Source organism: Bacillus sp. FSL K6-1006, assembly GCF_038593175.1.
In the GTDB taxonomy this organism is placed as follows: Bacteria; Bacillota; Bacilli; order Bacillales; family Bacillaceae; genus Bacillus; species Bacillus safensis.
In genome coordinates, this window is the sequence record NZ_CP151970.1 from 2891418 (window position 1) to 2904047 (window position 12630).

Genomic DNA, 12630 nt, shown 5'->3' on the forward strand with positions numbered 1-12630 from the left:
AAAGCCTTATTCACTAGACTTCACGCCCATTCTTTTCTAAAAATAACCTTCTCGTATTCGCAAAAGAATGGTACGATATGGCTAGAAAATTGAAGAAAGTGAGTGACCTCATGTTTCGTGCAATCATTGGTTGGTTATTACTTGCTGCCCTCATCCCACTATTTGTTCTGACTTTTTATCTATCAAAGGAAGAAGCTGCAAGTGTAAAGCCTGTTAACGAAGTGCTTGATCAAAAAATCAAGCTGGAAAAGATAGATTTTTCCCAAAACAGTTATATGTATGACCGGGATGGTTCTCTTATCTCCGAGATCGTCTCAAATGATGAGAACCGGGTGTTCGTGAAATACGATAAAATCCCTGAACCTGTGAAGGAGCTGTTCCTTCGTTCAGAGGACCGCAACTTTTATGACCATAAGGGAATTGACTTTATGGGGGTTGTTCGTGCCCTTGCTGCAAATGTCAAAAACCATGGCATCAGCCAAGGAGCGAGTACGATCACACAGCAGCTGTCCCGCAACTTATATTTAAGCCATGAACGTTCATTCAGCCGAAAGTTTACAGAGCTGCTCTATTCCTATGAACTTGAGCGAAAATTCTCGAAGGATGAAATTCTCGAAAGCTATTTAAATACGATTTATTTCAGTAATGGTGTTTACGGTGTCGGTTCTGCGGCTAATTACTATTTTGATAAGCCGCTTAGTTCTTTAACACTTGCACAAATGGCATTTATCTCTGCTATTCCAAACAACCCAACACTGTATGACCCATTAAAGCAGTTCAAGCACACAAAGAAACGCCAAGAACGACTGCTTGGTATTTTGAAGAAAGATGGCGTCATCACCAAAAAGCAATACAAAAAAGCCGTCAAAGAAAAAATCAGCCTTTCTTTAAGTGAAAAGAAAAACCTATACCCTGACTATGTGACATATGCCAATGAAGAGTTTACCGATCTTGTGTCTGATCAGGAGGGCTTTACAAAACGATTGAAGAAAGCCAAAACAACTGAAGCGAAAAAGGCGATTCAAAAAGAATTATCTGAAAAGGTCAGTGCCCTGCTCCAGGATGGTGTGAAAATTTATACGGCGCTTGATCCTTCCTTACAGCAAAGAGCCGTCTATCAGCTCAATGCTCAATTGCCTTACCAAGGTGTGGAAGGCGGATCAGCCGTCATTAATCATGAAACGCATCAAATTGTTGCACTTGCTGGCGGGAAAAACTATAAGAAATTTGATTTTAACTACGCTTATCAAGCGCAAAGACAGCCTGGTTCTGCAATTAAACCGCTTTTAGACTATGCACCTTATATTGATCAAACCGGCGCAACGGCTTCAAGCACCATCAGTGCCGGCAAGTTTTGCAGCAGCGGATACTGTCCGCAGAACTATAATCATAAAACGTATGGAACAGTTACACTTGAAACAGCCTTTAAACATTCTTACAATACCCCTGCGATCCGAATGCTGGATACAGTAGGTGTCAAAAAAGGCTTCAGCTATTTAGAGAAGTTCTCATTTGAGCATATTGTAGCGGATGATTACCGCCTTCCTTCTGCACTTGGCGGATTTACGAAAGGCTTCTCACCGCTAGAAATAACAGATGCATATACCGTCTTTGGCAACCAAGGAGCCTACACACAAAGTCATTCGATCACAAAAGTGACAGACTTAAACGGTAAGACCCTTTACAAGTGGAAAGAGTCGCCAAAGCAAGTATATTCTCAGCGTACAAATGAAACGATGCGTAAGCTGCTTACCTCCGTTGTGAAAAGTGGGACAGGGAAAAAAGCGAATTTCAATTCCCCTTACATCGGTGGTAAAACAGGGACATCCAATGACTACAAAGATATTTGGTTTGTGGGACTGACAGATCAGTACACAATGGGTGTCTGGGTCGGAAGAGATAGAGGAACGGTCGAATCGATTTACAATTCAAGCCCGCACTTACGTATTTGGAAAAATACGATGCAATACGCCAGATAAACAGGAGGTTTGATTGCGATGCATTCAACACATCCACCCCATTTAATTTTATTTGACGGTGTCTGCAACGTGTGCAGCGGCGCTGTTCAGTTTGTGATTAAGCGCGATCCGAATGAACGGATGATGTTCGCTTCATTACAATCAGATACAGGGCAGCGTATTTTAAAGGAAAACGGTTTGCCTTTAGATGAGTTCAATTCATTCATTTATATCGAAAAAGGGACCCTGTATACGAAATCGACAGGCATCTTAAAAGCCGCGCGGCATTTAAAAGGAATCTACAGATGGAGCTTTTTACTCCTTGCCATACCTCGCCCAATCCGTGATTGGTTTTATCAGCTGATGGCAAAAAATCGCTATAAATGGTTTGGTCAAAAAACATCTTGTATGATGCCTACACCCGATATTCAAAAGCGGTTTCTTTCATAAAAAAAGCATCCTCATCATTGGAGGATGCTTTCTTTGTCTGCTTATGAAGGCAGACTTGCCATCACACTGTTATAAAGCTTAATAAATAAGTACAAAATACCGATCAAAAACGTCGCCCAAAACAGCAGAATAAACATCATAAACCCAATCAAATTCAGCATAGAAAGCGATTGATAAATGCGAACCACAACCCAGATAAAATAGACAAGACTTGCTAATGCAAAAAGTCCAACAAGCAGAATGAGCTGCTGCGTCAACAGAAATGCTAGCAAGCTGGCAAATAAATAAACAACGGATGCAATCCGAATTTTCTTTAAGTTCTCCCCTTCAGGGTCCTTAGCGAAAAAGAGCAGCGCCAGCTCTAATACCGTATCTGCAATCAGTTTTAAGGCAGATAAGATCATAAAATAAACAAGTGCAAAAGCAGCAAAGAGAGCAAGACGGATGCCCTGTTCTGAGAAAAATTCCAGCATTCCTTTTAAAATACCTGCTTGAGTCAAGAAATCAGTTGTGATACCTACTGTGAAAATCGAAAAAGCAGAGCTGAATAGTAAAATTGAAATCAGCGGAAAATATCCAGTCAAATATGTATTTTTCATAAATAGATCCTTTCTCATAAGCTCACATTTATTATGGCTCACTTAAAACGGATTGACAAGATGCTTTCAAAGTAAACTGACAGCAAATTCAAATTTATGATTTTGCACGTACATTCCTTCACAAACTTACATTTTCCCGTTAAAGTATTACTGTTACGAAAAAAATCGTGCGTTAGGGGTATACTCGTGAAAAAAACTTTAAGACTGCAAACACGGCTGACGATCTTTGTGTGCATCGTTGTCCTGATCTCCCTTTGTATCACATTCTTTACGATATGGTCGGAAACAGCCAAGAACATCCATCAGCAGGAACGTGACATTGCTCTCTCTACTGCCAAAATGGTCGCAGAGGCACCGATCACCGCACAATCATTAGAAAATCATTCATATTCCGCATTACGAAAATATACAACAAGTGTTCAGCAAATCACCAAAACCGAATTCGTTGTCGTCATGGATATGAACGGTATCCGCAAAACACACCCGAATCCGCAGAAGATTGGAAAGCGGTTTGCCGGCGGTGATGAAAAAGCAGCATTACAGGGAAAAGAACATATTAGTACGGCTTCTGGAACACTCGGCAGATCCATGCGTGCTTTTGTTCCTGTTTATGATCAAAATGGAAAGCAGCTTGGGGCTGTGGCCGTCGGGATTACGTTAAAGGAAATTGACTTGATTATTCATCAAAGCTTACTTCCACTCTACTTCGTCACATCACTCAGCCTTCTATCTGGCATCATTGGAGCACTCATTGTGGCAAGAAAAGTGAAGAAGATTATGTTTGGACTTGAGCCGGATGAGATCGCTACATTGTTAAAAGAACGAAGTGCCATGCTAGAATCAACAAAAGAAGGGATTCTTGCCGTCGATCAGCACGGTAAAATCAAACTGGCCAATGCAGAGGCAAAACGGCTCTTTCATAATATGGGCATTATGGTTGATCCTAGAGAACAAGATGTTCAAACTCTCCTCCCTTCAAGCGGCTTAAAACAGGTCATTGAAACACGCAAGCCGCTGCTTGATCGTGACGTGAGAATGAATGGACTGGAGCTCGTCTTTAATGAAGTGCCAATTACGGTAAAAGGTGAAATTGTCGGAGCCATCGCCACCTTCCGTGACAAAACAGAAGTGAAACATCTGGCTGAGCAGCTTAGCGGGGTCAAAATGTATGCGAATGCGCTCCGTGCCCAGTCACATGAATTTATGAACAAGCTGCATGTCATTTTAGGGTTGGTTCAGCTCAAAAACTACGATGACCTTGGCACCTATATCAAAGATATTGCGATCTATCAGCAAACGGAAACAAATGAAATCATCAACCATGTGAAAAACTCTGTTTTAGCAGGATTTTTACTAGGAAAACAAAGCTATATCAGGGAACAAGGCGCTGCCTTGGAGGTTATTTGCAGCACACAAGTGCCAAATACGGAGGACCCGGCAGTGACGCATGATCTCATTACCGTGATTGGCAACTTGTTAAATAACGCACTCGATGCTGTTTCACATACTGACACGAAAAACATCTCGATCTCCTTCAGATACGTCCATGAGCAGCTTCACATTGAAATCACGGACACAGGTGTTGGTCTCACGAAAGAAGAACAAGACATCATGTTTGATCAAGGCTTTTCAACTAAAGGAGAAGACCGAGGGTTCGGACTCTACTTCGTTGACCAAAGCATCAAGAAATTGAACGGACATATGATTGTCACGAGTGAAAAAGGAGAAGGAACGACCTTTAGTCTCCGCATTCCATATAAACAAAAGGAGGATTCACATGATTAATGTGTTAATAGTAGAAGATGATCCAATGGTTGGGGAGCTGAACAAACGCTACCTGACCCAAATCGACGGCTTTGAGTTAAAGGGGATTGCCACCTCCTTTCAGCAGGCACTTGAAGTGTTAAAAACAGAAGTCATACACCTCGTCCTGCTCGATATTTATATGCCTGGTCAAAATGGACTGGCATTACTAACAGAAATTCGCCAGCAAAATCATGCCGTTGATGTCATTGTCATTTCGGCTGCAAATGAAGTCGATGTTGTACAGCAAACGATGCGAAACGGAGCAGTTGATTATTTAATTAAGCCTTTTGAGTTCGAACGATTCCAATCAGCACTGGCAGAGTACAAACGGAAACACGCCCTGTATCAATCCATGAACAGCATTTCGCAAAATGATTTAGATGCGAAGCTTTTTCATAAAAAAGCAGAGGCGGAAAAAGTCCTCTTGCCAAAAGGACTGACCAAAAGCACACTTAAACTCATCTGGACAAGCATTCAATCATTTGGCCATCAGGCTTTCACAACTGAAGACCTAGCCAATCATACAGAAATCTCTCAAGTCTCCATTAGAAAATACTTGAAGTTCCTTGAGGATATCGAAGTGGTGGATGTTGAAATGGCATATGGGACAATTGGACGTCCTGTTTTCCAATATAAACTGAACACGAGCAATATGAATTTGATTCAGCAATATCTTTAAAATACTACATCTGACCTTTCACAAAGGCCAGATGTTTTTTTATGGCATACGATGTAACAAACCCCTTGATATCAGTAGTTCTGCTGTAGCGGAGCACATCACAAAAGCGGCATTATATCATATTTCAGCAGATAAAAAGACATCAAATAAACCCATTTAACATTTTTTTAAAAATAAAACAAATTTCTATTTATTTATTCGATCGGAAATGATAAATTATGATTGATTAGTTCAACGAGATATAAGTCTGATGTCTTACATCTTCTCTCCTGCCCTCCATAAGTTTCATGAGAAAGCAGGATAAAATACCCTCTTCAGAAGGGTGAGAAGTGATAGTTCGGTCTTTTTTCGCGAGACTTTTCTGAAACTTTTAAATTTTATAGGGGGTTATGTTTTGAAGAAGCGCAAAATTGGACTAGCATTGTCCTTAGTCGTAGCAGCAGGAACCATCCTTGGAGCATGCGGCAACTCTGGCTCAAACAGCGGTGAAAGCAAAAAAGATAAAGATCAATTCACTGTTGCAATGGTAACTGATGTCGGTGGTGTCGATGACAAATCGTTTAACCAATCAGCTTGGGAAGGTTTACAAGCATTTGGGAAAGACAACAATCTAAAAAAAGGTAAAAACGGCTTTGATTACTTACAATCTAAATCAGATGCTGACTATACAACAAACTTAAACACACTTGCTCGTGAGAAATTCGACTTGATTTACGGAATTGGTTTCTTAATGGAAGATGCTATTTCTGAAATTGCGGATCAACGTAAGAAAAACCACTTTGCGATCGTTGATGCAGTCGTGAAAAAAGACAACGTAGCCAGCATTGTATTTAACGAAAACGAAGGATCATTCCTTGTGGGTGTTGCGGCTGCTCTTTCTACAAAATCAAACAAAATTGGATTCGTAGGCGGCGTTGATTCTGAATTAGTCAGAAAATTCGAAGTTGGCTTCCGCGCAGGTGTTGAAGCAGCTAATCCGAAAGCAAAAGTTGAAGTGAAATATGCCGGTGCATTCGATAAGGCTGACATCGGGAAAGCAACAGCTGAAAGCATGTACAAATCTGGCGTCGACATCATCTATCATGCTGCTGGCGGCACTGGAACTGGTGTCTTCACAGAAGCGAAAAACCTGAAAAAAGCAGATCCTAACCGTAAAGTTTGGGTTATCGGTGTAGATAAAGACCAGTATGACGAAGGAAAAGTACCTGGAACAAAACAAAGTGTCACCCTTACTTCTATGGTTAAGAAAGTAGACACAGCGGTACAAGACTTAACAACGAAAGCAAAAGAAGGTAAGTTCCCTGGCGGTGAAGTGATCACATACGGTCTGAAAGAAGGCGCTCTTGACATCTCTCCATCTAAGGAAAACCTTGATAAAGATGTATTAAAGAAAGTTGAAGAATGGAAACAAAAAATTATCAAGGGTGAAGTGAAAATCCCTGCAACACGTGATGAACTAAAAGATTTTAAAGCTTAATTTGAGCAGCGGGATAAGCGCGCCTTATCCCCTTGCCTCTCCTTTACCTCCTCTTTATTCGTAAAAGGTGGTAAAAGAAAAGCTGCAGCCTCGTTTTGCAGCTTTTCTTTTGCTAGTTTTTATCTTCATCAGCACCCTAAAAAAGGAGCGGTTAAACCTGTGGATTATGTCATTGAAATGTTGAATATACGCAAAGAATTCCCTGGCATTGTAGCAAACGACAACATTACGCTGCAGCTAAAAAAGGGCGAAATTCATGCGCTGCTTGGTGAAAACGGCGCTGGAAAATCAACGCTCATGAACGTGCTTTTCGGACTGTACCAGCCTGAAAAAGGTGAAATCAAGGTACACGGAAAACCTGTGACCATCTCTAGTCCAAATGATGCTAGTGATTTAGGCATCGGAATGGTGCATCAGCACTTTATGCTTGTCGATACCTTCACTGTCGCTGAAAACATCATTTTAGGTAAAGAGCCAAAGAAGTTTGGAAAGATTGACAAAGAACAAGCCATACAGCAAGTACAAGAGCTTTCTGACCGCTATGGTTTGAAAATAGATCCTGCCGCAAAAGTATCTGACATCTCTGTCGGCATGCAGCAGCGTGCAGAAATTTTAAAAACACTTTACCGCGGCGCTGACATTTTGATCTTCGACGAACCAACGGCCGTTTTAACACCTCAAGAAATCAAAGAACTCATACAAATTATGAAAAACTTAATCAATGAAGGCAAATCCATTATTTTAATCACCCATAAGCTGAAAGAAATTATGGATGCCTGTCATCGCGTGACCATTATCCGAAAAGGCCAAGGCATTCGTACACTTGATGTGGCAAGTACAAATAAAGACGAACTGGCAAGCCTCATGGTTGGCCGTGAAGTGTCATTTAAAACAGATAAAAAAGCGGCTTCTCCTGCTGAGGAGGTTCTTCAAATTCAAGACCTCACAGTAAAAGACGCCAGAGGAATTGAAGCGGTCAAACAGTTGAACCTCTCAGTGAAGGCTGGCGAAATTGTCGGAATTGCTGGGGTAGATGGCAATGGCCAGTCTGAATTAATTGAAGCCATTACCGGTCTAAAGAAATCAGAATCTGGCACGATCATGCTAAACGGGAAAGCCATTCAAAATCTCCCGCCTCGTAAAGTGACCGAATCCGGGATTGGACATATTCCTCAGGATCGTCATAAACATGGACTTGTACTCGATTTTTCAATTGGAGAAAACATTTCCTTACAAACGTATTATCAGCGTCCTTATTCAAAATTCGGATTATTGAATATGAAAAATATTTATCAAAAAGCAAAACGAATCATTGCGGAATATGACGTCAGAACACCGAGTGAATATACAGAAGCGCGCGCTCTGTCAGGCGGTAACCAGCAAAAAGCCATTATCGGCCGTGAAGTTGACCGCAATCCTGATTTATTAATTGCCGCTCAGCCGACACGTGGACTTGATGTTGGTGCGATTGAATTTGTTCATAAACGTCTAATCGAGCAAAGAGACACAGGCAAAGCCGTTTTGCTCATCTCCTTTGAGCTTGATGAAATTATCAATGTCAGTGATAAGATCGCTGTTATTTTCGAAGGCAGCATTGTCGCCATTGTTGATCCAAAAGAAACAACAGAGCAAGAGCTTGGTCTATTAATGGCTGGAAGTACGCAACAGGAAGTGGGGAAAGAAGCAAATGTCTAATCGCTTAACAAATCTGCTGATTCCGCTTATAGCCATTGTACTTGGTCTTTTGGTTGGGGCCATTATTATGATGGCAAGCGGTTATAGTGTCATCGAAGGCTATAGCGCCCTTTGGAATGGCGTTTTCGGTGAAACCTATTATATGGGAGAAACCATCAGACAAGTAACACCTTATATTTTATCAGGGCTTGCTGTTGCCTTTGCATTTCGGACAGGCCTGTTTAATATCGGTGTAGAAGGTCAAATGCTTGTTGGCTGGGTAGCCGCTGTATGGATTGGAACAACTGTCCATGCACCTATGTATATTCATCTGCCGCTTGCACTCATCACCGCAGCTGCTGCAGGTGCTTTATGGGGCTTTATTCCTGGATTTTTAAAAGCTCGTTTTTATGTGCATGAGGTCATCGTTACTATCATGATGAACTACATCGCCCTTCATGTCACAAACTATTTAATCTCAAATGTCTTAACAGATAATAAAGATAAAACAGATAAAATCGATGCCACTGCGTCGCTCCGCTCTGGATTTTTTGAGCAGATCACTGATTTTTCCCGAATGCATAACGGTATTTTTGTTGCCATTATTGCTGCGGTCGTAATGTGGATCATTATTCAAAAAACGTCTAAAGGGTTTGAATTACGAGCAGTTGGTATGAACCAGCAGGCATCACATTATGCTGGTATGAACGTTCGCCGCAATATCATTTATGCGATGCTCATTTCAGGTGCTTTTGCAGGTCTTGCAGGCGCTATGGAAGGTCTTGGTACATTTGAATATGCTTCTATTAAAGGCTCGTTTACAGGCGTAGGTTTTGATGGAATTGCCGTCGCTTTATTAGGTGGAAATACGGCTGTTGGTGTTGTCCTTGCTGCATTATTGCTTGGTGGATTGAAGGTCGGTGCATTAAATATGCCGCTTGAATCAGGCGTACCGACTGAGGTTGTTGATATTGTCATTGCGATCATCATTCTTTTCGTCGCCTCAAGCTATATTATCCGTCTTGTGATTCAACAAATGAAGAAAAAGGGGGGGAAATAAGTGGGATTTCTGCAAATACTTGAAATCATCGTCCCAGCTACACTTGTTTATGCTGCACCACTTATTTTAACCGCTCTTGGAGGCGTCTTTTCAGAAAGATCAGGTGTCGTCAATATCGGTCTTGAAGGGTTGATGGTCGTCGGAGCATTTTCAAGCATTATTTTTAACTTATTTTTTGCTGATACGTTTGGAGCCTTGACCCCGTGGCTTGGGCTTCTCGTCGGAATGGCTGTTGGCGGTTTGTTCTCACTGATTCATGCAGTGGCGACCATTACCTTCCGAGCTGATCAAACGGTCAGTGGTGTGGCGATTAACATGCTGGCACTTGGCGCTACATTGTTTGTCGTCAAACTGATTTATGGAAAAGCACAAACTGATAAAATTACAGAGCCTTTCTATAAAGGAGATATCCCCCTTTTAAGTGACATTCCGATCATTGGTGATATTTTCTTTAAAGATGTTTATTATACGTCCATACTCGCCTTAGCTTTTGCGGTTGTTGCTTGGTTTGTTTTATTTAAAATGCCGTTTGGTCTTCGTCTTCGTGCAGTCGGAGAGCATCCAATGGCAGCTGATACAATGGGTATCAAAGTGTACCGGATGCGTTACATTGCTGTTTTCATTAGTGGACTGTTTGGCGGTCTTGGCGGAGCTGTTTATGCCTCAACGATCGCGCTTGATTTCTCACATGCCACCATTACTGGACAAGGCTTCATCGCACTAGCTGCGCTTGTATTCGGTAAATGGCATCCATTTGGCGCAATGGGCGCTGCTTTATTCTTTGGATTTGCTCAAAGTTTAAGCATCATTGGCTCTCTCCTGCCGCTGTTCCAAGATATACCGAATGTGTATATGCTCATAGCACCATATGTGCTCACCATTTTAGCACTTACTGGCTTCATCGGACGTGCCGATGCACCGAAAGCACTTGGTACGCCTTATCTAAAAGGAAAACGATAAATACGATGTATGATCAATCCCCTGAAGGACAAACTATCTTCAGGGGATTTTTGTATGATAAAAAACTCAAAAATTCCTGTTTATTTTACTTTTATTACACTTATTTTAGTTTAATAAATAGAAGAGTGTCATTGAATCTTCTACAATTGAGACAAATAGCATTTGGGGGTGTTTATGTGGCTAATGCACAACAATTGAAATCGATTACAGACGATTCTGACAATAATAAAAGCGTTTTCCGTAAGATCATGTCTTGGAAAATTGGTGTTATTGATCTACCTGTGTATTTAGTACTTGCAGCGATTATTTTAACTGCCGCTTATTTTAATAAAATTCCAGCAAATATGCTTGGTGGTTTCGCTGTTATTATGATTTTGGGGATTTTCCTTGGAGATGTAGGACAACGTATTCCAATCTTAAAAGATATTGGTGGACCGGCGATTCTTTCTTTATTCGTACCATCGTTCCTGGTCTTTTTTAATGTTCTGAATCCGAACTCATTGGAAGCGGTTACGTCTCTTATGAAAACGTCGAACTTCCTTTACTTCTATATTTCTGCTCTTGTAGTAGGTAGTATTCTTGGGATGCAGCGAACTGTTTTAGTACAAGGCCTTATTCGTATGTTTGTTCCTCTAGTTGCAGGTACAATTGCAGCTGTGAGTGCTGGTATCCTTGTTGGCCTTTTAGTTGGTTACACACCGCATCATTCATTCTTCTTTATTATTGTACCGATTATTGCCGGTGGTGTTGGTGAAGGGATTTTGCCATTATCTATCGCTTATTCACAAATTCTTGATGTGTCAGCAGAGTCATTAATTTCTCAATTAATTCCTGCGGCTGTCATTGGGAACGTCATTGCCATTATCTGTGCTGGCGCAATGAAAAAGCTTGGTGAAAAACGTCCTGAACTGAACGGGAATGGCCGTCTTGTGAAATCTAAAGAAGCAAACGAAATTTTCGAGCAGCCAGATATGGATGCAAAAGTTGATTTCGGGTTAATGGGTGCTGGTGTACTCGTTGCTTGTACAACCTTCATCTTTGGTGGTTTGTTAGAAAGCTTTGTTCATATTCCAGGTCCAATCTTAATGATTGTTCTTGCTGCTTTAATCAAATACTTAAACGTGATGCCTCAGCATCTTCAAAATGGCTCACAGCAGTTCTACAAGTTTGTATCAAGAAGTTTTACATGGCCGCTAATGGTTGGTCTCGGTATTCTGTACATTCCACTTGATGATGTAGCAACTGTCATCTCCATTCCATTCGTATGCGTATGTATCGCTGTTGTACTCGCAATGGTTGGTTCTGGTTACTTCGTTGGAAAACTAATGAACATGTATCCAGTAGAATCAGCTATTGTCACTGGCTGTCACAGCGGACTTGGCGGTACTGGTGACGTTGCCATTCTTTCAGCTTCTGGAAGAATGGGTCTTATGCCTTTCGCACAAGTATCTACACGACTTGGCGGAGCAGCAACAGTCATCTGTGCAACGATCTTACTCAGAATGTTTAGTTAAACATTCACACATAAAAAGCATGGGCTCTCACATGGACCCATGCTTTTTTTATATTTCTTTTCTCCTATAGGATCTTATTCATCAGCTAATACAATTCGTAAATATTCCCTGGGCTGAAAAGGATACAGCTTGGTTTCTTGATAGCTCATGTGAAGAAGATGCTCAGAAAACAGCGGCCATTCACTCCCGGCCTGCCACCTTTTTTGATCATTTCGGTCGATCAAGAATGCTCCTCCTAAAATCGTGCAGAATAGGCTTAAGCTGATGGCGATCTTTCGTTTCATTTGATCAGCTCCTTTAAGAAAAGCATGTACGAAAAACAAAACAATATACAATGAGTATCATTTTTGATAAAATTATTTTGTGGTCAAAAGAACCTAAAACAAATACAGTTTGCTTGAAATCGTTTCAAACCAATGCACTATGGCTGTATTTACGCTATAATTTTAATTA

The 12630-nt window shown here is 41.1% G+C and carries 11 protein-coding genes; 9 read left to right on the top strand and 2 right to left on the bottom strand.

From position 1 onward, the window contains the following. Positions 1-77: 77 nt before the first annotated feature. Together NSS65_RS15170 and NSS65_RS15175 are read left to right on the top strand one after the other, a co-directional pair. A complete protein-coding gene (locus tag NSS65_RS15170) occupies positions 78-1979 on the top strand; it encodes a transglycosylase domain-containing protein (protein ID WP_268412738.1) in 1902 nt (633 codons plus the stop codon). A gap of 18 nt (positions 1980-1997) precedes the next feature. Next, a complete protein-coding gene (locus tag NSS65_RS15175; RefSeq protein WP_024425932.1) occupies positions 1998-2408 on the top strand; it encodes a thiol-disulfide oxidoreductase DCC family protein in 411 nt (136 codons plus the stop codon). 41 nt (positions 2409-2449) lie between these two features. Here NSS65_RS15175 and NSS65_RS15180 read toward each other — a convergent pair whose 3' ends face one another. Then, a complete protein-coding gene (locus tag NSS65_RS15180) occupies positions 2450-3007 on the bottom strand; it encodes a YufK family protein (protein WP_024423305.1) in 558 nt (185 codons plus the stop codon). A gap of 186 nt (positions 3008-3193) precedes the next feature. On the opposite strand from NSS65_RS15180, the gene malK reads away from it, so the two are divergent. The 7 genes from malK to NSS65_RS15215 all read left to right on the top strand — a co-directional run bounded on the left by malK (position 3194) and on the right by NSS65_RS15215 (position 12177). After that, a complete protein-coding gene (gene malK / locus NSS65_RS15185; RefSeq protein ID WP_024425933.1) occupies positions 3194-4792 on the top strand; it encodes a malate sensor histidine kinase MalK in 1599 nt (532 codons plus the stop codon). Then, positions 4785-5492: a response regulator gene (locus NSS65_RS15190; RefSeq protein WP_048237316.1), complete on the top strand. Its 708-nt coding sequence runs from the start codon at positions 4785-4787 to the stop codon at positions 5490-5492. The genes malK and NSS65_RS15190 overlap by 8 nt, the downstream gene beginning before the upstream one ends. A gap of 394 nt (positions 5493-5886) precedes the next feature. Further along, on the top strand, positions 5887-6969 hold the full coding sequence (locus NSS65_RS15195; RefSeq protein ID WP_024425935.1) for a BMP family protein: 1083 nt from the start codon (positions 5887-5889) through the stop codon (positions 6967-6969). A 159-nt stretch (positions 6970-7128) separates the two neighbouring features. Then, complete coding sequence (locus NSS65_RS15200; RefSeq protein ID WP_046313354.1) at positions 7129-8664, top strand: ABC transporter ATP-binding protein; 1536 nt, start codon at positions 7129-7131, stop codon at positions 8662-8664. Next, positions 8657-9703 (top strand): ABC transporter permease, encoded by a 1047-nt coding sequence (locus tag NSS65_RS15205; RefSeq protein WP_034282555.1) that lies wholly within the window; start codon positions 8657-8659, stop codon positions 9701-9703. The genes NSS65_RS15200 and NSS65_RS15205 overlap by 8 nt, the downstream gene beginning before the upstream one ends. Beyond that, positions 9704-10663 (top strand): ABC transporter permease, encoded by a 960-nt coding sequence (locus NSS65_RS15210; protein ID WP_065215230.1) that lies wholly within the window; start codon positions 9704-9706, stop codon positions 10661-10663. It begins immediately after the preceding gene. A gap of 176 nt (positions 10664-10839) precedes the next feature. Next, entirely contained in the window at positions 10840-12177 is a 1338-nt protein-coding gene (locus NSS65_RS15215) for a 2-hydroxycarboxylate transporter family protein (protein ID WP_039181105.1), read from the top strand. A 74-nt stretch (positions 12178-12251) separates the two neighbouring features. Here the strand turns inward: NSS65_RS15215 and NSS65_RS15220 are convergent, their stop codons facing one another. After that, positions 12252-12461 carry a hypothetical protein gene (locus NSS65_RS15220; protein ID WP_024423313.1) on the bottom strand — a complete coding sequence of 70 codons (210 nt, stop codon included), beginning with the start codon at positions 12459-12461 and terminating at the stop codon, positions 12252-12254. Positions 12462-12630: the final 169 nt, after the last annotated feature.